Genomic DNA, 25,831 nt, shown 5'->3' with positions numbered 1-25,831 from the left:
GGGCCATTTTTGTCATAAACCTAGTCAGTAACTCGGATCAATCCAACGTCACCAGACATAAACGCAGTCAGTAACTCCCACCGACGCCCCGTTCATCACTCGTTCCTATGTATTTTCACTACTGGATCCACAGAGACTTTCCCCGCTCCCCCAAATGCCCCTTTCACCCCGAGTAGAGCAATTTCGTGGCTGTTAGTCTGTAGAAGTACGAACTTTTTTTAACAGCAATGCGAAAGTAGCCCCCAAGTGACGCACCTGGCAGCAGCTCTGGCATCAGCCAGCTCCTTTACAGCCAGTCCGCCGTCGGCGACCGCACCACCAGACCAGACATTGGCTTCTGAGTTTGCGTCCGGCGGCGTATCGGCAACATTGAATTCTTTAGATTCCGTTCTTTCTGCCCCGGCAACTATTACCGCCCAAGCAAGCAGCTCCGCAGAGCACGCGACAACGCTCGCAGCCCAAGCAGCTCAAGCCACCCAAGCAGCTCAAGCCGCCCAAGCCTCCGCCGACAGCCTGACCCTCCTTTCGGTCCCGCTGCTGGTCGCGGTTGCCCTGGCGCTGACCCCGCTGTTTGTGAAGCTCCTTGGTCGTCACGCAGGCTGGCCCATCGTCGCGTTTTTTCTCGCGTCGGTGGTCCAGCTTTCGCGTGTAACGGGCGATATTCTCGACGGCACCACCTTCACCTGGTCCCGCGTCTGGTCCCCGGAACTGAACGCGGCGTTTGCGCTGAAGCTCGATCCCCTCTCCATGGTGTTCAGCTTCTTGGCGCTGTTGGTGGGCTCGATAGTCTTCATCTACTCCACCGCGTATTTGCCGCCGAAGAAATCCGCGATGAGCTTCTACGTCCTGATGACGGCGTTCATGCTGGCGGTTTTGCTCCTCGTGCTTGCCGACGACATCATGCTCCTCTTCATCGGGTGGGAACTGGTCTCGATGGCGTCGTTCCTGCTCATTGCGAGGTCGGGCTCGTCGGGCGAGCTGGGCTCGTTGCGCACACTCCTGCTGACCTTCACCGGTGGCCTGCTGCTTCTGGCCGCCCTCGGCGGTGCGGTGTGGCTAACCGGTTCCACGAATCTCACCGAGGTTTTGGCTTCGCCTGAGTGGGAGGCCAACCCGGCAGCGCGCAGCCTCATTGCCGCGCTGGTGGCCCTGGGCGCTTTCACGAAGGCAGCTCAGTTCCCCTTCCACGCCTGGCTTCCAGAGGCCATGGCGGCGGCAACTCCCGTCTCGGCTTTCTTGCACGCTGCGGCCGTCGTCAAGGCAGGCGTTTACCTGCTGATGCGTTTTTCCACGGTCTTCGCGGACGTGCGCGTGTGGCAGTTGCTGCTGATCGTCATGGGTATGTGGACGGCTGTTGCCACGGCCTACTTTGCGCTGCAGCAGACTGACCTGAAGAAGCTGATTGCGTACTCGACGGTCTCGCAGTTGGGTTGGATTGTCGCCACGATTGGTGTGGGCACGAAGTTCGCGATTATGGCTGCGGTTGTGCACACCATTGCGCACGCGATGTTTAAGTCTTCGCTGTTCATGATGGCTGGTGTGGTTGATCACCAGGCAGGCACGCGCGATATTCGTCGCCTCGGTCCGCTGTGGAAGCAGATGCCGTGGAGCTTTGGCTCGATGATTTTCGGTGCGGCATCGATGGCGGCAATTCCGCCGTTCTTCGGCTTCATGTCGAAGGAAGGCATGCTGACCGCATTCGAAGGTGCGCCGCTCAGCAACACCGGTGTCGTCATTCTGCTGACGGTGGCGGCGATTGGTGCGATTGGTACTTTCGCGTACTCGGCACGTTTGGTGTTCGGTGCATTTGTGGATGGTCCGCGCAACGTGGACCACATCACTGAGGCTCCAATTTCGCTGTGGCTCCCGGCTGCCATCCCTGGCGTGCTTAGCCTTCCAGCCGCCTTCGCTGCCGGCGCTATTTTGAACCGCCCGCTGGACCGCGTGGCCGATACGGTCGGTCAGCTTCCGGCTGGCACGACTCAGGAATCGCACTTGAGCCTGTGGCACGGCGTGAATGTGCCGCTGATCATCTCTGTGGTTGTGCTGGCTGTCGGCGTGGGCTTCATCTTCACTCGTGCCCGCGTAGGCGCCGTCATGGCAGACCGCAAGCTCTTCCCGTTCACTGGTGTGGAGGCAATCAACGCGTCGCTGAGCGTCTCGCAGCGTGTGGGGCGCGCGATGGGCAAGGTGGCGCGTTCGCATCAGCCATCGCGTCACCTGTTGCCGCTGCTTGGTTTGCTCGCGGTGTACGCCCTGGTTATTGCAATCGCTCCGGGTGTCGGGGGCGCTCCGGTGCTGCCGAAGATCGACGGCATCGATCACCTGACCGATCTGATTCCGCTGGTTGTTGTCGTGATTGGCGTGTGGGCCACGCTTCGGGCGAAGAACCGTTTGCAGGCGGCTGTGCTGCTCGGCGTCACCGGTGTTGGTGTCACGCTGCAGATTCTCCTGCTGGGCGCACCGGATGTGGCATTGACGCAGTTCATGGTGGAAATCCTGACTGTCGTGCTGATGATGCTGGTGCTGCGCTTCCAGCCGCGTGCGTTCTCTGAGACCTCGAAGAACCGCCGTGCCTCGGCGGCGGTTGTGGCAGTTGCCGTGGGCTTGGCTACGTTCGGCGCGGTGTGGTTCCTCACTGGCCGTCGTCAGATGCCTGAGGTCGCGCAGTGGTACATCGATAACACTGAGAAGGTCACGGGCGAGACCAACATTGTCAACGTGATCCTGGTTGAGTTCCGTGCTTTCGATACCATGGGTGAGCTGGCGGTTCTCGGTATGGCGGGTGTCGCGATGGCGGCGGTTGTCACGTCTATGCCTCGCTTCCCGCACCTGCTCGATCAGCCTTCCCCGCTTGCGGAGCCCGCTCTGAACTCCATCATGATGCGTTGGCTGGTCCGCTGGTTGGCTCCGCTTCTGTTCGCCCTGTCCGCTGTGGTTCTCTACCGCGGCGGTACCGCTCCGGGCGGCGGCTTCAACGCGGCGCTGATTGGCGCCGCTGCCGTCATGCTGATTTACCTGTCCAAGGACCGCGACGAGCTGGTCTTTGGCGAGAAGATCCCGGCAGTGCTCAGCGCTGCGGGTGTCATCACGGCTATCGGCACGGGCTTCATCGGTTTCGCCAAGGGGTCGTTCTTGGCACCGCTGTACGGCGAGTTCCTGGGTCAGCACCTCACCACGGCATTGCTTTTCGACGTCGGCGTGTACCTGGCCGTCATCGGCATTGTGGCAACCGCGCTGAATCTCCTGGGCGGCCCGAACCGTCCTGGTGTGACCGGGTCGGACGATGTGATGCAGGATCTCTACTCAGACCGCTCAAGCTTGCGGGTGCCGCCGGAGATGGGCGTGTTCGCCTCAGAAGCGGAGAGCGCTCCAGCCCCCGCCCCAGCTCATGCCACCGTTGAGGAGGCCAAGAAGTGATTATCGCCATCATGGCTGCCGTCCTCGCAGGCGGTGGCACGTACCTGGTGCTACAGCGCGGCATGCTGCGCACCATCATCGGTATGACTCTGATTTCCCATGCCGCCAACCTGATTATTTTGTCCACGGGTGTCGGCGCCTGGCGCGGCGAACCGCTGCTGGGCAACGAGACCACTGCGGGCGCTGGCGCTGCCGAGCAGATGGCTGACCCGCTGCCGCAGGCATTCGTGCTGACGGCCATCGTGATTACCATGGCCGTCACCGCGTTCATGCTGGCTCTGTCTGGTTTGGGCCGCGATGACGACACTCGTATCCATGAGGACCGCGAGGCTATGCGACAGCTGTCGACGGCTGGTCGTCGTGCGGGTAAGCACATTCCGTCGGACTCGGATTCCACGGTCACCGGCACCCCAGGGGTCTCTTCGGCTCCGAATAAGTTCCCGCGCGAGACCACATTCGGCGGTGACGAGAAATGGTAGAAGCCTCTGCAATGACCTCTGCAATGTCCCCTTCAACTCTGTCTTCGCTACTGCCGCTGTTTGCGGCACTGCCGCTGATTCTGTCGGCGGTCGCAGCCATTCTGCCGAAGCTGTGGATGCGCGCGACGATGGGCATCGCCGTTCCGGCACTGTCGTCGCTGGCTGCGTTTTGGGTGATGTTCTACGTCGCTGACAACGGCCCGGTCGGCCACGGTGTGGGCGCGTTCCCCGGTGGTATCTCGATTCCTTTCTTGGCGGACACGTTCTCCATGCTGATGCTGGGTGTGGCCGCGGCTGTGGTTGCCATCGGTAACTGGTTCGCCCACGTCGCGGGCGAAAACACTTCGCGGTTCTTCCCCTCCCTGACGCTGATGATGTTGTCCGGTATGTCGGGTGCTTTCCTGACTGCCGATTTGTTCAACTTCTTCGTGTTCATGGAGGTCATGCTGCTGCCGTCCTATGGCCTGATCGCGGTAACCGGTACCTGGCACCGCCTGGCTGCTGGCCGTAACTTCGTGCTGGTCAACCTCTTGACCTCCACGGTGCTGCTGATTGGTGTCGCGCTGATTTACGGCTCGGCGGGCAATGTGAACATCGCAATGCTGGCCGACATGGCCAGCGAGGGCGGCCCCGGCGGCACGGGTGTGGTCGCGCTGGGCATTGTCATCATTGCGCTGTGTGTGAAGGCTGGTTTGGTTCCGGCGCACACATGGCTGCCGAGGACGTACCCGTCGACAAGCCCTGCGGTGATGGCACTGTTCTCTGCGGTGCACACGAAGGTTGCGGTGTACATGCTCTTCCGCATTTACGTCGTGATTGTGGGCATGAATCCCTCCTGGCACTGGCCGATCATTATCATCATGGCGATCTCGATGCTGGTCGGCGCGTTTGCTGGGCTTGCGGAGAACACCATGCGTGAGGTGCTGGCCTACCAGATGGTCACGGGTATGCCGTTCATTCTGATTGTGCTGGCGTTCACGGATGCTAACGACGGGGGCGGCGCCAAGGCTGCCCTGGCTGCGGGTATTTTCTACGCAATCCACCACATGGTGACTGTCGGCGCCCTCATTCTGGGCTCCGGCGCGGTGGAAGAGACCTACGGTACGGGTACGCTCTCTAGGCTTTCGGGGCTTGCTCGCCGCGACCAAGCGGTTGCCTGGGTGATGGCGGCAATGAGCTTCTCCATTGTGGGCTTCCCACCGTTTTCCGGCGTGTGGGGCAAGGTGGGCATTGTCTTTGCCTCTGCCGCCACTGGCGATGCTCGCTCGATTGTTGCGATCACCGCAATCATCGTTGCCTCACTGGGCTCGCTGCTGGCCATGATTCGCCTGTGGCGCGCGGTCTTCTGGGGCCGACCCATGCAGGGCGTGGATGATTCGGTTCGTGTTCCGGGAACGCTGGTTGCGCCGTCCGCCATGCTGGCAATTGTTTCCGTGGCCATGTTCGTCGCGGTCGGCGCCGTCACTTGGGCGACCACCGGCGCGGCCGATGCGCTGCTGAATATTGATGGCTACCGCGAGGCCACACTCGGCGGAGTTGAAAACGCCATCGGAGGTATTTACTGATGAAGTTTCTACACGTTATCCGCTATTCCCTCTGGCTGGTCTGGCAGGTTGTTGTAGCTGCGACGGACGTGGTGCTCGATACTCTGCGCCCGAACCAGAAGCAGCAGCCGGTGCTCATTGGACTGCCGCTGCGTGTGAAGTCTGACCTTGAGGTCACTCTCTTTGCCGAGTCCATCACCATGACCCCGGGCACGCTGGTCTGCGGCGTCCGTGAAACCGATGCGGGACGGTTGTTTATCATCCACGCGATCTTCGGTGCCGACCTGGACGCGCTGTACGACTCCCTCTACGACATGGAGGAGCACCTCGTCCCCCGCCTCCGCGATGTCCCCCGCCCGAAGGCATTTGTCTTCGAGGAATACAACGCAGACCAGTTCATTGACCCGGATGCCGTCGTCGGTGTTGCCGCTGAGGTCGACCATGGTCTGCCACTGCCGGATGGCATTGCCTCCAATGGCGAAGACAAAGGAGCACGCTCATGAATGACACATTGATCGATCCCACCGCAGTACAGGTAATTAGCGGCATTGGCATTGCTCTGTGTTCAGTGGCGCTGCTTGTGGGCGTGGTGCTGATCTTCCGGGTCAAGGGCAATGTCTCACGCGCAGTGCTTTCCGACGCCGCCTTCTACCCCATGGTGGGAGTGTTCCTCACAACTGCCATGCTGCGGACTACAGCCATTACTTTCGATATTGCAATGCTGGCGGGCTTGCTTGGCATTTTGTCGACCGTGGGCCTGGCCCGAGTTATTTCCCGTGGCCGCCGCTAAGACCGATTAAGGACGAATCGCACTATGAGTATCGCTTCAATCCTTGTAACTATCTTGTTTGCCGTGCTGGTCATTGGCGGATCTCTGTACCTGCTCCTGGCGGGCGTGGCCATGTGGCGCTCTAAAGATGCCCTGAGCCGGTTGAACCAACTTTCCGCCGGAATCATGGTGGGCATCCCCGCGCTGGTGATTGCCAACTTGGTCTTAGAGGCCGACCAGGGCGATCTGACGTGGGGCAAAACCCTCACCGCCATTCTGGCCATTGTTGCTGTCCTGGTCGTCGCTACCGTCGCCTCCGAAGTACTTGGACGCGCGGTGCTGGGTGCCCGTGACGGCTCCGCTGAGGACTACGTCCCGGAGCGGTAGCTAGCGGCGCGGGAAACGTCCTGAACACACCGTTAGCGGCCAGTTTCACAGCGACCCCTCAGCGCGCTCCGACACCCCCTTTAGGCCACCCGGCCTACCCAAAAGGGGGTATATTTCCCCACACTTTTGGCCTCCCACAATGTGATGTACCTCTCATGGGCTATGGCCCGCTCGTTAACCCCGCTTATGCCCCTAAATTGAGTGGCAGTTTTTGCCATTTACTAAACTTTGGTTTCCCTTACTTAGGGAACCCTTAGTTATCATTTGTGATGAATTTGCCGTTTGCCTGCACCTTTGTGACACCAAGAACAAAACAATCAATGCAATCCCGGTAAATTTTAAGAAAACAACGCTTTTGTCATCCGATATTCAGGCAGAGGCCGGAGTCGTCACAGACACCACAAAACCGCCCTCTTTCCAATGTTTTTAGGCGAATTTGAGCGAGCTTTGAGGGACGCAACCGACCGAAAGCGGATCGAGGCACTTATTTTTTCATTGCAGCCCCTTGCCCCATCGGTTAACTTAATTTCTGTGAGTCAGCCAAGAGCGACTCAAAATCTTTACCCCCGAGAACCTAAGGATTTTCTCATGTCCTGCTCCGCAGAAGATATCGCAACCATCCTCGAAGCCCTTCCGGCCGTCACCGTCGAGAGCCCGCTGCCGGCTTTCGAGCAGCTGGCTGGCAACGACGTCAACTTCGCTAACGTCGGTGGCGACCTGAACCTGCCGTTCGGTAACGACTTCCTGGACATCTCCGTCACCGACGACCACTCCACCCACGACTCCCACGACGTCGAGGTTTCCGACTTCCTGAACCCGGAGACCACCGTCGACAAGTCCGACCAGCGTAAGTTCGACTTCCTGAACCCGAGCATCTCTGGCATCGGCGCCAAGTAAGCTCCTGGGCTTCATGGCAGGACAATAGCTCCGCCAATCCTTGACACAATAAACCGCCAGTCTCTAAAAAAGACTGCGGTTTATTGTTCAGTTAAAACCGATATTCTTCATTTCGTTACTGTCTAAAAGGAACACCAAAAATGGACGTCACTCCTATCGTTGAGGTTCTGGAAGCAATGCCTTCCGGCCCGACCGTCAACGTCACCTTCGAGATTAACCCGACCATCGATGGTGACCTGACCCTCCTGGAAACCGGTGACTGGAACGCTCCGTTCGGCCGCGACTTCATGGACATCAACATCACGAACGATCAGTCCACCCACAACGACAACTCCACCCACGTCTCCGGCGTTGAGGCTGATAGTGTCTCCGACGCTGCCGAACAGGGTCGAGAGGTGTCCGAGTCCGCCGAAGAAGCCGACGAGGCTGCAGCTGCTCCGAAGTCGCTTTTCAACGGCTCCCCGAGCCTGCCGGGCATCGGTGCCTAAAACAGCTCACACTTAGGGTTGTTCCTTAGCCGCCCAAACCGGGCCGGCGTGCAGGCAACCACAAAGCCGTGGCTGTCATGCACAGACAGAAGTTTTAAATAAAGCGTTAGCCCTGCAGATGGTTCAACCATTTGCAGGGCTAACGCTTTTCTATTTACTTTGATCTACCGCGTGACTGTGCAGCTCTACTCTGCGGTTTTACTGCACAGCCCTACGCGGTTGCTTTACTTCGTTGCCTTAAAGCGCTTTTCCACCTCGGCACCGAGCCAGGAATCAACGTTGGTCCAGTACTGGTAGACACGCTGCTCCACCTCTGGGGAAACACCCTGCATGGCACCGACGATGTTGTTTGCCAAGCGATCGCGCTCGGCATCGTCCATCACGTTGCGAACAAGGTCGCCTGGCTGCGAGAAGTCATCATCCTCAGGGTGCTGCACGTAGGCGCCAGCGTAGAACTCTTCGCCCACGCTCTCCCACTGACCAAAGGCACCAGCATCGACCTGGCCGGCGTGACCGGAGCGCACTGGGCAACCAGCGGCCTTAGCCGCAGCCTCAGTATCGGCCTCCGGGCCGCGAGCGGTGGCGTTGGAGCCGTGAACCGGCAGCTTCGGATCCGAGTAGTAGTACGTGGCCGCACCATCCTGCGAGAAGGAATTCACTGGGCAGCGAGACTGGTTCACCGGCAGCTGATCGCTGTTGACGCCAAGGCGGTAGCGGTGCGCATCAGCGTAGGAGAACACACGCGCCAGCAGCATCTTGTCCGGCGAGAAGCCGACACCCGGGACCGTATTCGACGGTGCGAAAGCGGCCTGCTCAACCTCAGCAAAGAAGTTGCCCGGATTGCGGTTCAGAGTGAAGTGGCCGACCGGAATCAGCGGGTAGTCCTTCTGAGACCAGGTCTTGGTCAGGTCGAACGGGTTCACCTTGTAGCTGGCGGCCTCGTCGTAAGGCATGATCTGCACCTTGACGTCCCAGGTTGGGTAGTCGCCGCGCTCAATCGCCTCGAAGAGATCCTGGCGAGCGTGGTCGGTGTTTTCGCCAACCAGCTCGGCGGCTTCATCATCCGTCAGGAACTCCCAGCCCTGGCGAGTCTTAAAGTGGTACTTAACCCAAAAACGCTCCCCTTCAGCGTTAATCCACTGATAGGTGTGAGAACCGAAGCCATCCATATGACGGAAGTCCTTCGGAATACCGCGGTCACCCATCAAGTAAGTGACCTGGTGAGCGGACTCCGGAGAGGCAGTCCAGAAATCCCACTGCATATTGGCGTCGCGCAAACCTGTGTCCGGCAGGCGCTTCTGAGAGTGGATGAAGTCCGGGAACTTAATGCCATCGCGGATGAAGAACACTGGCGTGTTGTTGCCCACGATATCGAGGTTGCCCTCTTCGGTGTAGAACTTCAGTGCAAAGCCGCGCACGTCACGCCAGCCATCCGGGGAGCCCTGCTCACCTGCGACAGTGGAGAATCGCGCCAGCATCGGCGTGACCGTGTTCGGCTGGAATACTGCAGCCTTGGTGTACTTGGAGACATCCTCGGTGATGGTCAGTTCACCGAAAGCACCTGCACCCTTAGCGTGAACAACGCGCTCCGGAATGCGCTCACGGTTGAAGTGCGCGAGCTTTTCCAGCAGGTGGATGTCGTGGAGGTTAATACCTCCCTGTGGGCCATTGGTTAGCGAGTGCTGCTCTGTAGGAACCGGCGCACCGTTGAGGCGAGTGGTCGGACCATTGGAACCTTCATAGAGATTGGACATGGGGATTTCCTCCTAAAGACAGGGGCTAGATGGCAGTCACAACATGCCCTGACGTTTTCCACCCTACACGAAGTTTCATATTTTTCCTATTAGTCTCCCGCGATTGATATGTGGCCTTAATTATTAGTCCGATTAGGTTCGCTGTATCAGCCGCAAACACTCGGCCCTAAAAAGGGCAAAATTCCCTCCGCGAAAACCACACGCGATGGCCGTCGAAAAGCACTTACCGCGCTTTCATGCAATACCTATCAGCACTGAATAAAAGGTATAGCCAGCACTACCACTGCCCACGGGGGTTAAGGGTAGGATTTCACGCGTACCACGCTGTCAATTTGGATTCTGATCGGATACTTCTGCAGACATGAAAAAACAAGGGAGGGGCGCAAAAGCGCTCACAGTCTTCAAGTACACGCTGGCGTTGCTGGCGACCGTTGCGCTTCTCAAGATCGCATTCTTCCCCGCTAACGACGAGGACTATGCGCAAGCAACCGGTGATTTCTCCCAGCCCACCACGGAGCTATCCCCTCAGCGGATCAATAACACGCAGAAGCTGTCTGCCACCATCGTCCCGGACGAGCCCACCGTGATCCGCGCCAACGCTTCCGGTGAAATCACTGACGCCTATGTCAACAGCGGCGGCAACGCCGTAGAGGGGCAAAACCTGCTTCAGGTGAAGAAGACCTCGGTATCTGAGACTGCCAGCACCTCCGGCGGCGCGGATTCCGATGAAGAAAACGCCGCAGCCGCCGCACCCGAAACTACCGTGACTTGGGGAAACATCACCGCTAAGGCTTCTGGCACTGTGCAGTGGGATATCGTCATCGGCCAGACGGTTGAGATCGGCCAGGAGATTGGCACGATTTCGCCGAACAGCTTCCACGCCGTAGCACCTATTAAGCCGAGCCAGCTGTACACGCTGGGAGACTCGATTAACAATGGCCGCCTCGCTATCACCGATGGCCCGGCACCGTTTTTGTGCGATTCGGTGAAGACCGTCACGGGAAGTAGCGCGGGCTCGCAGAACACTGGCGCCGGGGATGGCGCTGGCATGGGCGCCGCCGCTGCTGGAAATTCCTCGGGCGGCCCACAGCTACGCTGCGATATTCCCGCAGATCAGACCGTCTACGAAGGTGTTCCTGCCACGCTGATTCTTGGCAGTGGCACCACCTCGGAGGTCCCGGCACTACCGGTGACCGCAGTGGAGGGACGCTTCCGCGAAGGTGTCGTCTACGCTCCAGCTAAGGATGGCGGCAAGCCCACAAAGATCAAGGTTGAGCTGGGCGCCAACGATGGCACTTTCATTGAGATCAAGCGCGGCCTGAAGGAAGGCCAGCAGGTCTTGGAGTACGTGCCTTCCTACAAGGACGAGTCCGCCGGCGACGGCACTGGTGATGGCAGCGACACTGGCTTCGATGAGTCCGGCGATGACGCTGGCTCTGAAAAGTAGGCCCGCGCCATGCTTAGTTTGACCGCAGTCACTCGAACAGTGACGCTCCCCAATGGCGAGGAGCTGCCTATTTTGAAAGGCATCGACCTCGACGTGCCACGCGGTGAGCACCTCAGCATTGTCGGCCAGTCCGGTTCGGGTAAGTCAACGCTGCTGAACATCATTGGCATGCTCGATTTGCCGGATTCTGGCACGTACACGTTCGACGGCACTGATATTTCCACTTTGTCGGACAGGAAACGCGCTGCACTTCGTGGCGATAATTTGGGATTCGTCTTCCAGCAGTTCAACCTCTTCCCCTCCCGCACCACGCTGGAAAACGTCGAGGTTCCGCTGATGTACGACCGAGGTGAGAAGTTCTGGAATCGCACCGAGCTCGCCGCCGCGATGCTGGAGCGCGTCGGCCTGGGCGATCGCCTAGAGGCCACGCCTTCCCAGCTTTCCGGTGGTGAACAGCAGCGTGTGGCTATTGCCCGCGCGCTCGTACGCCAACCGCAACTCATTCTTGCCGATGAGCCCACCGGTGCGCTCGATGTCGACACCGGCAAGATCGTCATGAATTTGCTCGAAGAAGTCGCGGCGGAAAACAACGCCGCATTGATTCTGATCACACACGATTTAGAGGTCGCCGAGCGCGGCGATCGGGTGCTTGAGCTTCGCGACGGTCAGTTGCACGCCGACTCCGTCCTACTATCTGCTGCCAACGCTATGCAAGGCTCCGAGGAGGCTGCTGATGACGACGAATAATGAAACCGAATCGAAGTCACGGCCTTCCTTCCTCTATGCAGCAACGCCTTATCTCGGCGCTCTGCTGGAGGCGTGGCATGAGCTGCGCATTAACCGTGGCCGCATCATGCTGTCGCTGGTCAGTGTGGCTGCCGCAGTGTGGGCGATGACCACGGTTATTGCACTTGGCAATATTCTCACCAGCTCTCAGGATGCGGTCACCGCACAGAGCACGGGTGTCGCCGGAACGGTCACTTTGACTGCCGGAGCGGGTAGCTCCGATTCCGAGGAAGGCAGTAACTTCGGCGACAGCGGCTTCGGCGACGGCAGCGCCGGCACAATGGCCGATAGCTTTGGAAGCTTCGGCGGCGAGGGCACCGGCGGAAACGGTCCGGACGATTTGAGCGTCCTCAACCCGGACGGGTCTATCAATGACGCCTTTTCCACTGCCACGCATCGCCTGGTGAAGACCACCCATGCCAACTTGTGGTCCCGAGTTCGCATGCAGCCAGCGACACCCGAGCAAAATATGGATGACTGCGCTCCGGATGATTACGAGTGTTTTTCGCCAGGTACTCCCGAGCTGATCGCCGCTGACCCCGGTTGGTTCGATATCTACGCCCGCACCATCGTGCAGGGACGTCGTTTGGAAGATGCCGATGGCCAGCGCTTGATGAACCCCGTGGTGGTCAACGACCAGTTCTACGAAAGTCTGGGCAACCCAGCGCTAGCCGACCATCCAACCTTCAGGTTGAAGGAAACGGGTAACACCACCTTCACCGTGGTGGGAGTGTATAAGTCTCTGGGTTCATGGGACGCCCCGAGCATTGTCACGCACTACGATTCCTTCCTCAACGCCGGCTACGAAGGACAGGTGGGTGAGCCGCAACTTCTCGTCGCGACGCCTGAAGAATCCGCGAAGGAGAACCAGAAGGCGCTGCACAACATTTTCCAGGCGGAGCTCGGCCCCAGCTGGAAGGTGAATACCTCCCTGTCGGAGAAGGACACGCAGATTTCCCAGGAAATGAATAACACCATCACCACTGCGCTGGGCATTATCGGTGGCATTGTGATTGCGCTTGGCGCATTGGGGCTGCTCACGGTCTCGATTGTCACCATCGGTCACCGCGTTCGTGAGATTGGTATTCGTCGCGCAATGGGCGCGTCGGCAGGCAGGATTTTTATCTCTGTGTTCCTGGAGTCGATCGTCGCCACGACGGTGGCGGGCGTGGTTGGCGTGATTGCCTCGATCATCACGGTCAAGCAGCTGCCGCTGGATAAGATGCTGGCGTTGCCGCTGGAGACCGGCGCCGTGGCCTACCCCGTCACGGCCGCTGTGATCGGCGTGCTGGTCGCGACACTTGTGGGCGCACTGGCAGGTATCATCCCGGCCACTATTGCCGTCCGCGTCAAGCCCATCGACGCCATCCGCTTCTAGCATTTCAGCCCCTAGTTCGCCTGGCTGCGTCGCCGCCTGCTTTTTGCAGGTGAGGCCACGTGCAGCCAGGCGAATTATCTTTAGGTTTTAAGTTGCTAAGCTATGTCCATGACTCCCGCACGCCTCGTCTCTAATGACGAATACATCACGCAGCTGGCGCTGAAAGCCGGTCGCGGTGATCAGGCTGCGCTGACGGAGTTCGTGCGGCTGACGCAGAAGGACGTGTGGCGTCTGGTCGCACATCTCGGCGGCGTTGATGCTGCGGATGATTTAACGCAGGAGACGTATCTGCGTGTCATGGGGGCACTTCCCCGTTTTGCGGCGCGTTCTTCTGCCCGCACCTGGCTGTTGTCGCTGGCCCGGCGCGTGTGGGTGGATTCGGTCCGCCATGATTCGGCGCGCCCGAAGAAGTCTGCGGTGGAAGTAGAAAACGCTGCCGAGCAGTTTACGACTGGCGAGTCGTGGTCAGAGCTCGCTGACGCCCGCGTGCTGCTGGAGCAGCTGCCGGAGGAACGCCGCGAGGCACTCATTCTGACGCAGGTGCTGGGTTACTCCTACGCGGAGGCCGCGGAAATCGCAGGTTGTCGCGTGGGCACTATTCGCTCCCGTGTCGCCCGTGCACGCCACGATCTGGTTGCCGCGCTTGACGACGGCGACAGTGTCAACGGCGACTCTGCAGCTGTTTAGACCCGCTCCGTCCAGGGGACGTAGCTAGCCGTTGTAGGTTGTCTCTCCCGCGAGGCTAACTAACGGTCCAGTTCGATTTTGTAGGTCGAGGCGATATCCGCATGGCCGAGGGCATCACGCATTTCACGCTCCGCGTTTTTCAGGGCAGCTACAACGGCGGGGAGGCTCGCCTGCGGTGGCATTGCCACAGTCACTTCCAAGGTGGGTATTCCATTATCCCGGTAGACCCGTGAATCCGCCTGGTTGATGTGGGCGTTGCGCTCTAGATCGGTGCACACCGCATCGGCAACATCGGCGACCGGCAGCGAAATCTCTCCTAACTTTTCCTGTGATTCCGATGCGGCGACCGTGCTGAACCGGTGCGATCGCAGATTAGCGACCACCAGGCTGCAGCCGACCACCGCTAGAATCGCTGTGATTACACCGAGGACGGGAACATACCAGCTTTGCTCAGGTAGTTTTCCCCAGGATTCCATCCGCCCGGTGTCATGAAGCCACTGTGCAGGAGCGACATCGAGGTAGCTAGCAATCGCCCATGTTGCTACCAGTAGTAACAGCGCTGAGAAGAGGAACAACACAATTCGGTCGAATACGCTTACTGATGTTTTCACTTGTCATCACCTTCGTATCCGCCGTGAGTTCCGGAAGCAAGTGCCGTGCCATTCTGGATTTCTTGGTAGTCAGACTTATGCATCCACACTGGCAGGTTGCCATCGTCATCGACGCGTACATACCGGCGCGGGGCGGGAAGAAACACCGCGATGAGCTGCCCCAGCCCATAGATTGCAGCGAGGATTCCGACGAGGAGCAACACCCATGACGCGGCTGAGCCCTGTGGGTTGCTGAACCAGTCGAATACCGGTTGTAACCATGAGGTGTCACCTGAGCTATTGGCGCTAATGATTGCTTCTCTACCTGCGACTATGGCCGCTGCAATCATCAACAGACCGGCGAAAACTCCCAGCCCGCGGACCTTTGGTGATTGACGCGGGTCACGTCCCTGGCGAGTTTCGACTGACTCGTCCGAGACCACCGCGGCCGATGACCTCTCAGTCGGCGTCATAGGGTGTCACCTCAATCTTTTTCAGTGGGCGCGGCTCTGGCGTGCTTACCACCACGGTACGTGGTTGTGGCACGGATACCGGGCGCAGCTGCTCCTGTCGCGGTGCGCGAACTTGTTTCAACCGGGTTGGACGCGGCGCTTTAACCGGCCGCAGTAGCGCTGGTCGTGGCGTCTTAACGCTAATTGTGCGTGGCGACGGCACTCGTACCGGACGCAGCTTTGGTTGCCGGGGGACACTCACCTGTACCAAGGACGTCTGCTTTGGTGCTGCGACTTTTCGCAGTTGTATTGGCCGTGGAGTTGGTGTGCGACGCACCGGTACCGGCTTCGGTGCCGAGGTGCGAGTCACTGGCAGCGGCGGTGGTGCAACAATGCGTCGGGCTGGTTGCGGCTTCGGCGGCGTGATGAAGCGCACCGGTTGTGGAGCAGGCGCTGGGACACTGCGTACTCGTTCTGGACGCGGCGGAGTAATGCTGCGTACCGGCTGCGGTGCCACTGGAGTAATGCTGCGCACTGACTGTGGCTGCGGTACTGAAATACTGCGCACTGGCTGCGGTGTCGGTACAGCGATGGACTGCACTTCTGGGACCCACCGCACCTGCGGGGCGGCTACTACCTGCTGATTCACCCGGACAGGTGTCAGCTGGGGGTGATCCGAAAAGTGCGCCAAGTCCTCTCTGGTGACACGCACGTGCCCGGGTTCGACGCTGTCGATGTCAACATCGACGGTGACATTTTCAAGACCGGCCATATCAGCGAGCCAGGCGGCAACGCTGGACCGAATGCGCACCGCAATTTCCGCTGTCGGCGCCGGCCATGATGCAACGGCGCGAACTGCGACTCGAACTGCACTAACGGCATTGGTCGTGGCAGAACTAGGGGCAATCTCACTATCGATAGAGACAATTGGATAGTCGCGCCCGAGCACACGGGATTGGTCGAGGGTGCCGGGAACCGCGCGCACGGCCATCTCTACGATGCGGCGGATTGCCTTTTCGCTTACGACGGTGGTGCCACGCGTTGCTGGAACGTGGATAGTCACCGTCGGCGGCCTCCTCGGTTGAACTTACGGTTGAGTTCGGGCGCATCGATTTTGCCATCGAGTACCGCACCGGCTGCACCGGCCAGACCTCCGAAGGCAATAACCGCAAGAAAACCCGTGAAACCACCAATCATTGCGGCGAAGCACAGGACAACGGCAATCGTCGCGAAGGTCTTTGTGTAATTATCGAACATGAAATTCCCCTTTATACGGGCCTAACTACCCATCTTGCCCTGCTCCGACGCGCAATAGTTGTCAACTACTGGACGCGTGGCTGTTCCTTGGGCTCGTTAGCAGCCGCGATGGCCTTGCGCTGCTCTTCGCGCTGCTTAGCGGCCTCTTCTTCGCGCTCCTGCGGGGTCTGGTAGTCGGTGTGGACATCGGAAACATCGACATTGACTTCAGTGACCTCGAGGCCGGTCATACGCTCAACGGAGCTAATGACGTTCTGACGGATAGCCTCAGCCAGCTCGTGGATGGCAACGCCGTACTCGGCAATGATGGTGACGTCGACTGCAGCCTGACGCTCGCCGACCTCAACAGCAATTCCCTGGGATACGTTGGCGCTGCCGCCGGAAACAAACTCACGGACGGAGCCAGCGAAGCGATCCATGCCGCCGCCAAGGTCATAGACACCGGAGACCTCGCGGGTAGCGATACCGGCAATCTTGGAGACGACGCTGTCGTCGATAGAAGTGTGGCCGTGGCCGGTTCCCTTATTCGCGGAGTCCGAGCCAGCCTGAGTTGCCGGGGTGTTCTTAGCAGTGTTCTTTGCGTTGTCAGCCATGATGTGCCGTTCCTGTTCTCAGTGTTGTAGACGAAATGTCTGGACAATGCCGATGCTATAGCCGCCACAGGAAACCTGCAGTGCGACTAGGAGTACATGACTGCGAGAGAGCCCCTCCAGCAGGGATTTCGTTATGAAAGGCTCTTAGAAAACTGGATTACAGACTTGATGTACCCTTCTTCCCCGGCATCACGGAGAGCTCTGTAATTTCTAGATTATCCCTGCTTGACGGCAGGATATGACCTCTCATTTCCCGTTCTGGCATCACGAACGAACCCCACGTGCCAGCCGTTTGCTAACAAATTCGACAACTTTGTATAACGAGTGGCAACTCGCAGCGCGATTCCACGTTTCAGCGGTGTGTTAATGCCGACCACGATCGGAACTCGTGCGCACCGCGATTTGGTTGCCGCGCTTGACGACGGCGACAGCGCCAGCGGCAACTCTGCAGCTGTTTAGCCCCACTCCCCAATGGGCGTTGGCCTTTCTTCTACCCCATTTTTAGAACGCTACCGCACATGATTGATCACTTGAGCGTAGGTTCTGTCTTAACTGATAGGTTTATATATTTCCTTATATTCGCGATACGAAACGGGTATATGAACTGCCCGACACGCATACGTTCCATCTTTTTCGACGAGATTAGCTTTGTTTTTACGCATCTTTGGGATGATTGGACGCTTACTTTGCGCGTTCGTATTCGCCCTCTAGGAACCACAGCCTGAGGAAATGCTTTTCAATGCGCGACCTGAAAACGCCACAACCAGTTTTTGGGCCGCCACCGACCAACTCACTGAGGAGCAGATTTCCCCATGAATAGACCTTCATGGATTTTCACTGTCACTGCCGTTATCACCGCTACAACCGGACTACCGGCCTACGCGGCCACCATCAACCAAGGCGATCCAGTTGTCATCGTTCACGCTAATGGACCACAGGCTAGTGTCTGTACAGCCGGCTATGTCGACAAAACCAATTCGCAAATCTACACTGCAGGTCATTGTGGACAAGACGGAGACACAGTGACGGATGGGACCTTTCAGAAAATTGGAGTATTCCAACCGTCTCCCACCTATGACCATTCACTAGATACAGGAAACGACATTGGAGTTGTCTCGCTTGATGACCCCGCTACTGCCGGTGAGAATTCGTATTCAGGCGATTCGACTCTATCCCCCACAGATGTTCAAACTGGCGAGACAGTCTGCATATACGGAAACACTACGGGGAGAGTTTCCTGCGGTTTAGCCGCTGATCGCGAGGCATACCAAATCGAGGACAACGCTCTACAGGTTCAGAACGTACACGCTCAACGAGGCGATTCCGGTGGCCCTGTATGGGTTCCGGAAAAAGGCGCTGTCGGCGTTGTATCGACTACCTGGAACATCATCGATGGGAACGGGCAGCAGCTTGGTTCCTATATCACCGCTAACTCACCCTGGTAAAAGGGCTTTGTTTGCGTAGGGCTTCCTGATGGGTGGGACGCGAGTCTTGTTCTTTGTGCTGCCCAATGGGTTCTGTGCAGGCGACTGCACAGAACCCATTCTTGTTATTAGGACTGCTGGCGGCGAGTCCAGAACCAACCGCAGCTTGCGACTACCGCACCAAACAGTGTCCAGAGAAGAACTCCGTTTCCGCCGGTCTTTGGCAGCTTACCGGTCTTGGTGTCGGTCACCTGCATGATCATGAGTTCGCCGGAGCCTTCGGCCTTGATAAGCGGGCTGCTGCCACCTACCACTGAGACGGTGTACTCCTTGGTCTCCTGGTCAATTGAGATTTCAAAAGCTACTGGCTCTGGCAGCAGGCTAAGTCCTGCCGGTGCCATCGTTTCTACAAGGTAGAAAGTGCCAGTTTCAGTGATTTCAATTGACTTCTGAGCAGGCGTGATGGTGTAGACCGGTCCTCCACTGTAATCCGGCTGCCCACCAGCCGAGGGGTAGATATCGAAGGTTGCACCACCAAGTCCCGGTAGAATCTTGACTCCCTCACCATCGACGTACTCCGCCTTTTCCAAGGTCAGCTTGCCCGGCTTGGTGTCCGGCGCTTCGTAGTTATCGACGACACAGGAGACGGAAGACAGGACCTTATTGGATTCCGACATCTTTACGCGGAAACCGAACTCGCCCACATTTTCCACCTTGAGAGGTGAGGTTTTCCCGTCGCGGGTTTGAGTACATACGGCGTTGAAGTCACCGGTGGAATCCAAGGTGTCACCGCGGCGGAACAAAGTGAAGCCCTGCTTCTGTGTTTCAGTCAGAACCAGCGACTGCTCACGCTCGCTTTCAATGTTCCACGATGCAGTACCCTTGTCGGATTCAGAACCGGAGGTTACCTTCATCGACTGATGAACCAGCGGGCCATTACCAGAACCGATGACATTGTTATTTGCGGACAGTGTGAACTCCCAACCAGGGGCACCGTCTTCGAGAACCTTGCCGTTTTCATCGACAATCCTCTTCTTGACCTTCACTACACCGTTGCATCGTGTGGTTACGTCTTGGGCGATTGTTTTCATCTGTTCGGCAAGCTTGCTGTAGTTAGACACCCTCACCGTGTCATCAGTGCCCGAGATATCCTCGCCCATGGTCTTGACATCACGCGTACCGTAGGTCCACCTAGACATGTCCGAAGTAACTGTGTTTAACCTCCCATTAGGCATCCGTTCAAACACCTGCAGGGCCTGGTTGCCTGCCGCGTCGTACGCCATTTTCAGATTCGCCATGGTGTCGGTGTTGATGTAATTGGCGTGCGAAGCCTTCGGGTGATCACTTCGAATTTTGTAGTAGAGGCCTGGGGCTTGTCCCGGATCTGCTTGCCAGCCAATGCGCTTGGCGTCTTTGAGCACCAGATCATTCGTTACAACGGGGCGTTGGCTGCTTCGCCCGCCAAGAGTCAGGTCGACCATGAGCGGCACAACACGGGTACCGGCAGCTTTGAGTTCGTTGGATGCTTTGATTGCGTCGTTGAGAGCACTAGCCTGAACGAATTCACCACCGATGCCCTTGCTCTTGATTGTCGAGGAGGTCGTGGGCATACCATCAGTGATGAAGTACACCACGTCGTAGTCGTTATCCTTGACCTGCTTCAGGCCCGCTTCCCAGTTCGTAGCACTGTTATTTGCGTTATAGCTCCAGTTCTTAACTACGTCCTTTGCTCGCTGGACGCCCTGCTCCGACAGCATTGAAATATATGGTGGGTTCTGACCGTGTGTCGTTCCAGCCTGATTAGCCGGACCGTCACTTGCGAAGTTATAGATGCCGAGCTCGGCTGGAGTGCCCTGCAGGGAATCGATAAATGCATTCGCGGCCTTTTTAGATGCTTCGAAACCATCAGTATCTGCGTAACGGAGCGATGTCGAAAGGTCTGCTACTACAGCAATACGCAGACCACAACGCTGTGGCATCGGCGGGTTAGGGACTCGCCCATGCACCCATTTGGCTCCATCTGGTGGCGAGATAATCTCCGGTGGTTTTGGCTCGTCCTTTTTCTCTCCATACACATCGAGGGTGACCTTCAAATTCTTGTTCTGCGAAAGATTATTAGTGAAAGTGAATACCGCATCCTTCGGTACAAGGGCAGAGTCAACCGGCTTACCATCCTTTACCGGAACAACGTCCATGGTGATGAAGCCGTTGCCAATATTGACGTTGCGTTTCTGCAGAGTTACGCCTGGCTCAATCTGGTCCAGAGTGAGGTTGTACTTCTGCGGATCCAAGAAGGTCGCGTCAGTCTCGATACGCACGGTTGCGTACTTCATGTGAGATTCCTCAGTCACCTTAGCCGTAAAGGCATTAGGCTTCTTCGGATCTACTGGGTCAGCTTTAACTGCAAACTCGTGGCCGATGGCATCAAAGTGACGCCCTTCGACAGCCGGTGGCTTGGGATCTTCAGAAGAATTTGAGCAGTCTTTAACTTCACCACTTAGATTGAAAGTCCACTCGGTACGCGCGTTCGGAGCAAGCTTAAACCCCGACTGTGCCATTGCAGTGACCTTGACTGTACCCGGCTTGTTCTGCTCGTAGACGTGCCGGCCAGCCGGCTTCTTCTCTGCGTTGAGGTAGTAATCAACACCCTTGGTGTCCGGGATATTGATGTACGCCTTCTCCACGCACTCCGGTGCAGTCGCGGGATCAACAAGGGTCGGATCCGCAGGAGTTACCGTTCCTGGTTCTGGCTCCGGATTCTCCGGCTCGGTGGGCTCGGTGGGCTCAGTTGGCTCTGTCGGCTGGGTAGGCTCCGTCGGGTCAGTTGGCTCACTTGGGCCGGTGGGCTCAGTAGAGCCGTCGGGAGTACCGCGAAGGGTGACGGATACGCTGCCAGTTGCTGTCGAACTGTTGTAGTTCAATACTAAGTTAATCTTATCGCCCGCTTTCACCGTTTGATTCAATCCGCTGTGCACAATTTCAAACGGTGCCTTTTTCGATGCACCAGACCCTATATTTGGGGCGAACTGAGACGGAATCGTCCTGCCATTAATACTTAGCTCATATCCCTTAAGCCACTCTGATCCACCAACATTGAACTGAAGACTGTCAATCGTCGCGTCGCTATCAATAGTGAACTCAAATTTTGCATCGCCCGGATTGGGCTGCACCTTAATCTTGTTAAACTCATGCTTCGGCGGAGACGTCGGAATAACCTCCGTCTGCGCCTGTGCCTGTGGCGCATTGGGCGCAAACGCCTGACCGCTGACAACGAGAGCTACCGCTAGCAAAGCGGCCAAGAACATGCGAAGCGTAGTTCGCATTGAATCCGGCAAGCGGAATGTTGTCGAAAACATTAGTTCTTCCCACTTTCTGAGTTCTTCTTGCTAGCGGCGATAATGACGAATCCTCCGCCGATTAGTGCTGCAGCGGCAGCTACCAGGCCTGCTACCTGCACACCGGTGAGCGCCAAGGAGCCGGATCCTCCGCTACTTCCCGAGCTTGAGGATGAACCCGACGAGCCCGAAGGCGTCGAGGTACCAGGCTCATCAGGTGGCGTGGAGGTAGTCGAAGTGGTCGTCGAGGTTCCCGGTTCACCCGGAGTGGTCGGAGGAGTCTTCGGCGGGGTCGATGTGCCCGGCGTAGTCGGCGGAGTTCCAGGTGGTGTTGTCGGAGGGGTCTTCGGCGGAGTGGTCGGAGGCGTCGACGGTGGTGGTGTCTCCCCCGGCTTGTGCGACTTCGCCACAATGACTCCCTCTACAGGAGTGGAGTCATAGTCCGCGCCATAGAAAGGCACCGATACCAAGAAGGGGTTGATCTCCCGATAACTGTCGTTCGGAGCCGTCGAGGTCACAAGGTAAATACCCTCCGGCAGGTCACTGAATTTAACAGAGCCGTTTTCGTCAGTGACCTGGCTGAAGTGGAGGTCTTTCGGCCACTCGGCAAGCTCAGCTGCGGTGGCGTTTTCCACCTTCTCGCGGTCCTGCTGGCTCGCCGGCGAGATTCCCTTGAGACGTTCCAGATGAATGGTCACGCCAGAAATAGAGCCCGATGCCGACGAATTATCATCGTCCGGGTTTCCTGGGCTCAAGGTAATTCGCACAATGTCAGTGCCGCTCGTTGCTGAAACGCCCGGAGCGTCCACGCGTCCAACAATCCTGGCCGCGTTGGCGTCATTCGCGCCGATTGCACCCATCACTGCAACCAGAGCGCAGGCAGCTAAGAACGCAGCTATCCGGTTCCAGGTGGATGTCAAATATTTATTCATTGTCGTTTTCCCACCACGAAGTGTTGTTATTATCCTCGGACGCTGATTCGCTGCCGTCAGCGAGTTCATCGCTGTCTGCGTCGCCATCAGCAGTCTCGACGTCCGCGTTCTCGGCGTCGTCGTCAAGCTCTTCGTCGGCGTCGAGGCGTTGGCGCCAGAGCCACCACGCAAAGCCTGTGCCAAGCACAAACACCGCTACGAGCAGGGCGTACATCCACCACTGCCATCCAGCTCCGTGCGTTTGGTCGAAGACATTGCTTTCCGACGGATCCATCGGCACTTGGTGCCCACGCACTAGCAGACGGTGCGTGTTGATTCCGTAAGGAGTGCAAGTGATGAGGGTGATGTAGTCCTGGCCTTCAATGGGACGAAGATCATCGGTCTCATGCGGAAGTACAACCTTGATTTGATCAATCTCGTACTTCAGCTTGTGACCTGCGACCTGGATATAGAAGGCGTCTCCCTCTTTTGCTTTCCGCAGGTTATCGAAGAGCGTTACGTTAGTAAGTCCGGTATGACCGGTAATGATGGAGTGGGTTCCAACACCGCCGACTGGAAGATCGGATCCGTATAGGTGTCCGAGCCCCTTAGCGAGCACCTCATCGCTGGTGCCGTGGTAGATCGGCAGGTCGGCCTTAATCTCTGGGAAGATTAGACGCGCCATCACGTCGGTAGCGTTTAGCTGATCGAGATAAGCGGCGTACTCAGGGTTGTGGTCATTAATTTCGTTAAGCCACGGGTCCAGAATCGGGCCGGTGGTGTGGCGCTCATTGTAAGAATGAGCACGCTCCCACTGTTCATCTTTAACTTCTTGGGGTACGGACTTCTCCAGCTTGGCGAACTCTTTGGCCGCCTTAGAGGTGCCGTAGTTATTCAATGCCGTGGAGACAACCGGGTACAGCATCACAAGTAAACCCACAATCACCAGAATTGCGGGGAGAACCATGCTGTTCTTTTTCGCCTGCTCAGGCTGATTAGGCTGCTCAGCTGATGCGTCCCGCGTCAGAGTCGACGCAGAGTGTTTACCCACGGAGGAACTCCCAAGAAGTCAATCAAAAAGGGATGTGGCCTTTCTCTTTCTCACCGGCATGGGAATGCCTGCTGTTGAAAAAGAGCACATCGAAAGGCCGCAACAGTAATTTCAGTGATGCGCAAACTACAGGAATGGCGTGCGCTGTTGAACGCACGCTATTCCCGCAACACTGGAGCTAAAGAGCTCCAGTGACCGAGCCTTTACTCGGGTTTAGTTCTTGGAACCGCGGCGGGCGAACCATGCACCAGCTGCGACGATAGCTGCACCGATAGCAGCCAGGATGCCAATACCGGCACCACCGGTCATCGGCAGGTTCGGGGTAGTGTCGTCGGAGTTAACGACCTCACCCGGGTTAGCGCCGACCTGGACGGAAGCCAGCTTGTAGACGCGCTCCGGGTCAGTCGAGGTAGCAACCAGCTTGAACTCGAGTGCCTCCGGCAGCAGCTCCTTGCCCTTCGGAGCCTTGGTCTCAATCAGGCAGTAGTGGGACTGGTCATCAGCGGCAACCTCAGCATTGTCTTCGAAGTCGTTGACGTGAAGACCGGTAATCTTGACGATACCGTCCTGGCCAGAGACGAAGGTGGTCTTAATTTCGCCGCCCTGCTGACCGTTTACCGGAGTCCAGGAATCCTTCTTGGTGGTGTCAATTTCGGAGCACTGCTTGCCAGCCTCCTGGCGGACAATCTGGAACTCGGCGCCTTCCAGACCCTTGCGGTTGCCATCGACCTTCTTGAACTGCAGGCCACCCCAGTAGGTCTTGACCTCCGGAGTCTCCTTCGGAGTGGAGTTTTCGGTACCATCCGGGTTGTTCTGGAAGACCAGAGCCTTGTTCGGCGCGATATCGGTATCCTTCGCGAACTCAGGCTTCAGCTTGGTGGTGATGGTAACGACGACCTTGTCACCGGCCTTGAGAGTATTTGCAACTTCTGGCTTCAGGGCGACGTCGACCTTGTTGCCCTCGAAGAACTTCCCATCAACATCCTGCGTCGGCTGGATCTCCTGGCCAGCGACCGTCACCTTCACGTCGGTGATTTCCAGCTTCGGGTCAATCTGGTCAGTGATCTGGAACTGGGTGCGCTCCGTGTTCGGCTTCAGCTGGCGAGCAGTACCTGTGACGGTGTAGACAAGGTTCTTATCACCAGCGTTCTGGTCCTTGTCCTTGACGGTCTTGGTCGGCTCTTCGTCCTTGTAGTTCTTCGGGAACGCGTGGACATCGTAGTTCCAGCTAGTGCCCTGGTTATCCCCACCGTTATCCGCGGTCATCGGAACGAAAGCGATGAACGGAACAGCCGGGTCGTAGCCTTCCTTCGGACCGGTCTCAACAACCAGGTAAGCACCGAGGTCAAGATTCTGGGAAACGACCCACTTGCCGTCTGGGCCGGTCTTACCGGATGCGACCTCGGTGAGGACTCCAGCCGGGAGGCCGTCCTTCAGCTGTGCGCCCTGGGAGAAGTCTTCAGCCTTCAGCTTCGAAGCAGCCAGCAGACCCTCGTTGGTGGTGACATCGATGGGGGTAGCGCCATCTGCAGTCTTGTTGATCTTGTAGACGGTAAAGCCGACACCCTCAAGCACCTTACCACCGTTGGCCTTAACGTCCTCGACATCAGCTTCGGTACCAGACGGCTGGCCTTCGCTGGTCGGGTTACCGAACTTGTGAATGGTGAGCGAGCCCTTGGCGTTCTTATTCACCAGTGGGGAGTCCCCGGCAGCCTGGTTGATGGAAGTGTCCTGAGCGATTGCAGCCGGGGCGGAGACACCCATCGACAGACCGACGATGGCAGCGAAAGTTACCGAGCGGGCGGTACGGGAGAACTTATTCACGAAAACAGGTCCTTTACAGAAGTCCAAAATGAAGCGACACGCTTCAATACGTCTCGCGATTCACTCCAGACGGCGACACCAACGTTCCCCGACTTGCCAAAACTGAGATTTTCCTTAAGAAAAAGACCAGTCTGTCTAACCTTTTAAGCCTAAGCGTTATGAACTTTAATGTTTGAATGTATAAACATTGCAGCTCAAGCTCATTGCTTGCTCGGTTAACAGCGCTCAGTGAACCGCTTATAAATAACTTAACCGCTTAAGCATCTGGCCGATACCCCCAAGGAGAACGGGCCGCGACACCTAGGCATGAAAACCCTTCGCATTCACACTTCGTACTACCTCCGCGATAGCTCTTTGC

At 57.7% G+C, this 25,831-nt stretch carries 23 protein-coding genes; 13 read left to right on the top strand and 10 right to left on the bottom strand.

Annotated elements, in window-relative coordinates:
• Positions 1-513 precede the first annotated feature (513 nt).
• The 8 genes from CRD18_RS08615 to CRD18_RS08580 all read left to right on the top strand — a co-directional run bounded on the left by CRD18_RS08615 (position 514) and on the right by CRD18_RS08580 (position 7,984).
• Positions 514-3,420 carry a DUF4040 family protein gene (locus CRD18_RS08615; RefSeq protein WP_370449396.1) on the top strand — a complete coding sequence of 969 codons (2,907 nt, stop codon included), beginning with the start codon at positions 514-516 and terminating at the stop codon, positions 3,418-3,420.
• Positions 3,417-3,899, top strand: coding sequence for a sodium:proton antiporter (locus tag CRD18_RS08610; RefSeq protein ID WP_070546318.1), 483 nt, complete (start codon positions 3,417-3,419; stop codon positions 3,897-3,899). Before CRD18_RS08615 ends, CRD18_RS08610 begins: the two co-directional genes overlap by 4 nt.
• A 23-nt stretch (positions 3,900-3,922) precedes the next feature.
• Positions 3,923-5,464: a monovalent cation/H+ antiporter subunit D family protein gene (locus CRD18_RS08605; RefSeq protein ID WP_070606935.1), complete on the top strand. Its 1,542-nt coding sequence runs from the start codon at positions 3,923-3,925 to the stop codon at positions 5,462-5,464.
• A complete protein-coding gene (locus CRD18_RS08600; protein ID WP_016421915.1) occupies positions 5,464-5,946 on the top strand; it encodes a Na+/H+ antiporter subunit E in 483 nt (160 codons plus the stop codon). The genes CRD18_RS08605 and CRD18_RS08600 overlap by 1 nt, the downstream gene beginning before the upstream one ends.
• Positions 5,943-6,233 (top strand): monovalent cation/H+ antiporter complex subunit F, encoded by a 291-nt coding sequence (locus CRD18_RS08595; protein ID WP_005511667.1) that lies wholly within the window; start codon positions 5,943-5,945, stop codon positions 6,231-6,233. The genes CRD18_RS08600 and CRD18_RS08595 overlap by 4 nt, the downstream gene beginning before the upstream one ends.
• Before the next feature lie 24 nt (positions 6,234-6,257).
• Complete coding sequence (locus CRD18_RS08590; protein ID WP_016421914.1) at positions 6,258-6,599, top strand: monovalent cation/H(+) antiporter subunit G; 342 nt, start codon at positions 6,258-6,260, stop codon at positions 6,597-6,599.
• A 588-nt stretch (positions 6,600-7,187) separates the two neighbouring features.
• On the top strand, positions 7,188-7,496 hold the full coding sequence (locus tag CRD18_RS08585; RefSeq protein WP_016421913.1) for a hypothetical protein: 309 nt from the start codon (positions 7,188-7,190) through the stop codon (positions 7,494-7,496).
• Between the two features lie 140 nt (positions 7,497-7,636).
• A complete protein-coding gene (locus tag CRD18_RS08580) occupies positions 7,637-7,984 on the top strand; it encodes a hypothetical protein (protein WP_016421912.1) in 348 nt (115 codons plus the stop codon).
• Between the two features lie 224 nt (positions 7,985-8,208).
• Here the strand turns inward: CRD18_RS08580 and CRD18_RS08575 are convergent, their stop codons facing one another.
• Positions 8,209-9,738 (bottom strand): catalase, encoded by a 1,530-nt coding sequence (locus CRD18_RS08575; protein WP_070549770.1) that lies wholly within the window; start codon positions 9,736-9,738, stop codon positions 8,209-8,211.
• Between the two features lie 361 nt (positions 9,739-10,099).
• Between CRD18_RS08575 and CRD18_RS08570 the strand changes: the two genes are divergently transcribed.
• From CRD18_RS08570 to CRD18_RS08555, 4 genes are all read left to right on the top strand, one after another.
• Positions 10,100-11,185 (top strand): hypothetical protein, encoded by a 1,086-nt coding sequence (locus CRD18_RS08570; RefSeq protein ID WP_070767446.1) that lies wholly within the window; start codon positions 10,100-10,102, stop codon positions 11,183-11,185.
• Between the two features lie 9 nt (positions 11,186-11,194).
• Entirely contained in the window at positions 11,195-11,932 is a 738-nt protein-coding gene (locus CRD18_RS08565) for an ABC transporter ATP-binding protein (RefSeq protein WP_069359045.1), read from the top strand.
• Complete coding sequence (locus CRD18_RS08560; RefSeq protein ID WP_070841447.1) at positions 11,919-13,349, top strand: ABC transporter permease; 1,431 nt, start codon at positions 11,919-11,921, stop codon at positions 13,347-13,349. The genes CRD18_RS08565 and CRD18_RS08560 overlap by 14 nt, the downstream gene beginning before the upstream one ends.
• A gap of 102 nt (positions 13,350-13,451) precedes the next feature.
• Positions 13,452-14,036 (top strand): RNA polymerase sigma factor, encoded by a 585-nt coding sequence (locus CRD18_RS08555; protein ID WP_187406658.1) that lies wholly within the window; start codon positions 13,452-13,454, stop codon positions 14,034-14,036.
• A 59-nt stretch (positions 14,037-14,095) separates the two neighbouring features.
• Here the strand turns inward: CRD18_RS08555 and CRD18_RS08550 are convergent, their stop codons facing one another.
• The 5 genes from CRD18_RS08550 to CRD18_RS08530 all read right to left on the bottom strand — a co-directional run bounded on the left by CRD18_RS08550 (position 14,096) and on the right by CRD18_RS08530 (position 16,928).
• The gene (locus CRD18_RS08550) at positions 14,096-14,647 is read right to left on the bottom strand and encodes a hypothetical protein (RefSeq protein ID WP_049192917.1); all 552 of its coding nucleotides are present in this window, start codon (positions 14,645-14,647) and stop codon (positions 14,096-14,098) included.
• Positions 14,644-15,099 (bottom strand): hypothetical protein, encoded by a 456-nt coding sequence (locus CRD18_RS08545; protein WP_049192916.1) that lies wholly within the window; start codon positions 15,097-15,099, stop codon positions 14,644-14,646. The genes CRD18_RS08550 and CRD18_RS08545 overlap by 4 nt, the downstream gene beginning before the upstream one ends.
• Positions 15,086-16,141, bottom strand: a complete 1,056-nt coding sequence (locus CRD18_RS08540; protein WP_187405067.1) for a hypothetical protein — start codon at positions 16,139-16,141, stop codon at positions 15,086-15,088. Before CRD18_RS08540 ends, CRD18_RS08545 begins: the two co-directional genes overlap by 14 nt.
• A complete protein-coding gene (locus tag CRD18_RS08535; RefSeq protein WP_005511694.1) occupies positions 16,138-16,335 on the bottom strand; it encodes a hypothetical protein in 198 nt (65 codons plus the stop codon). Before CRD18_RS08535 ends, CRD18_RS08540 begins: the two co-directional genes overlap by 4 nt.
• Before the next feature lie 65 nt (positions 16,336-16,400).
• Positions 16,401-16,928 (bottom strand): Asp23/Gls24 family envelope stress response protein, encoded by a 528-nt coding sequence (locus CRD18_RS08530; RefSeq protein WP_016421902.1) that lies wholly within the window; start codon positions 16,926-16,928, stop codon positions 16,401-16,403.
• An 812-nt stretch (positions 16,929-17,740) separates the two neighbouring features.
• Between CRD18_RS08530 and CRD18_RS08525 the strand changes: the two genes are divergently transcribed.
• A complete protein-coding gene (locus CRD18_RS08525) occupies positions 17,741-18,373 on the top strand; it encodes a trypsin-like serine protease (protein ID WP_080969619.1) in 633 nt (210 codons plus the stop codon).
• Between the two features lie 107 nt (positions 18,374-18,480).
• On the opposite strand, the gene CRD18_RS08520 is transcribed toward CRD18_RS08525, so the two are convergent.
• From CRD18_RS08520 to CRD18_RS08505, 4 genes are all read right to left on the bottom strand, one after another.
• Positions 18,481-21,708 (bottom strand): SpaA isopeptide-forming pilin-related protein, encoded by a 3,228-nt coding sequence (locus CRD18_RS08520; RefSeq protein WP_187406657.1) that lies wholly within the window; start codon positions 21,706-21,708, stop codon positions 18,481-18,483.
• Positions 21,708-22,619, bottom strand: coding sequence for a prealbumin-like fold domain-containing protein (locus tag CRD18_RS08515; protein WP_187406656.1), 912 nt, complete (start codon positions 22,617-22,619; stop codon positions 21,708-21,710). The genes CRD18_RS08520 and CRD18_RS08515 overlap by 1 nt, the downstream gene beginning before the upstream one ends.
• Entirely contained in the window at positions 22,612-23,625 is a 1,014-nt protein-coding gene (locus tag CRD18_RS08510) for a class C sortase (protein WP_242458697.1), read from the bottom strand. The genes CRD18_RS08515 and CRD18_RS08510 overlap by 8 nt, the downstream gene beginning before the upstream one ends.
• A gap of 237 nt (positions 23,626-23,862) precedes the next feature.
• The gene (locus CRD18_RS08505) at positions 23,863-25,473 is read right to left on the bottom strand and encodes a SpaH/EbpB family LPXTG-anchored major pilin (RefSeq protein ID WP_070546306.1); all 1,611 of its coding nucleotides are present in this window, start codon (positions 25,471-25,473) and stop codon (positions 23,863-23,865) included.
• Between the last annotated feature and the right edge of the window lie 358 nt (positions 25,474-25,831).

Origin of the sequence: Corynebacterium sp. LK31, from assembly GCF_014335015.1 — a bacterium.
In the GTDB taxonomy this organism is placed as follows: Bacteria; Actinomycetota; Actinomycetes; order Mycobacteriales; family Mycobacteriaceae; genus Corynebacterium; species Corynebacterium jeikeium_D.
This window is presented reverse-complemented; position numbering and strand designations above follow the sequence as displayed.

Coding starts and splice junctions, on each gene's coding strand:
- CRD18_RS08525 (WP_080969619.1), top strand. CDS start 17,741: ATGAATAGACCTTCATGGATTTTCACTGTCACTGCCGTTATCACCGCT.
- CRD18_RS08590 (WP_016421914.1), top strand. CDS start 6,258: ATGAGTATCGCTTCAATCCTTGTAACTATCTTGTTTGCCGTGCTGGTC.
- CRD18_RS08605 (WP_070606935.1), top strand. CDS start 3,923: ATGTCCCCTTCAACTCTGTCTTCGCTACTGCCGCTGTTTGCGGCACTG.
- CRD18_RS08600 (WP_016421915.1), top strand. CDS start 5,464: ATGAAGTTTCTACACGTTATCCGCTATTCCCTCTGGCTGGTCTGGCAG.
- CRD18_RS08570 (WP_070767446.1), top strand. CDS start 10,100: ATGAAAAAACAAGGGAGGGGCGCAAAAGCGCTCACAGTCTTCAAGTAC.
- CRD18_RS08560 (WP_070841447.1), top strand. CDS start 11,919: ATGACGACGAATAATGAAACCGAATCGAAGTCACGGCCTTCCTTCCTC.
- CRD18_RS08515 (WP_187406656.1), bottom strand. CDS start 22,619: ATGAATAAATATTTGACATCCACCTGGAACCGGATAGCTGCGTTCTTA.
- CRD18_RS08545 (WP_049192916.1), bottom strand. CDS start 15,099: ATGACGCCGACTGAGAGGTCATCGGCCGCGGTGGTCTCGGACGAGTCA.
- CRD18_RS08555 (WP_187406658.1), top strand. CDS start 13,452: ATGTCCATGACTCCCGCACGCCTCGTCTCTAATGACGAATACATCACG.
- CRD18_RS08580 (WP_016421912.1), top strand. CDS start 7,637: ATGGACGTCACTCCTATCGTTGAGGTTCTGGAAGCAATGCCTTCCGGC.
- CRD18_RS08585 (WP_016421913.1), top strand. CDS start 7,188: ATGTCCTGCTCCGCAGAAGATATCGCAACCATCCTCGAAGCCCTTCCG.
- CRD18_RS08595 (WP_005511667.1), top strand. CDS start 5,943: ATGAATGACACATTGATCGATCCCACCGCAGTACAGGTAATTAGCGGC.
- CRD18_RS08575 (WP_070549770.1), bottom strand. CDS start 9,738: ATGTCCAATCTCTATGAAGGTTCCAATGGTCCGACCACTCGCCTCAAC.
- CRD18_RS08535 (WP_005511694.1), bottom strand. CDS start 16,335: ATGTTCGATAATTACACAAAGACCTTCGCGACGATTGCCGTTGTCCTG.
- CRD18_RS08565 (WP_069359045.1), top strand. CDS start 11,195: ATGCTTAGTTTGACCGCAGTCACTCGAACAGTGACGCTCCCCAATGGC.
- CRD18_RS08520 (WP_187406657.1), bottom strand. CDS start 21,708: ATGTTTTCGACAACATTCCGCTTGCCGGATTCAATGCGAACTACGCTT.
- CRD18_RS08530 (WP_016421902.1), bottom strand. CDS start 16,928: ATGGCTGACAACGCAAAGAACACTGCTAAGAACACCCCGGCAACTCAG.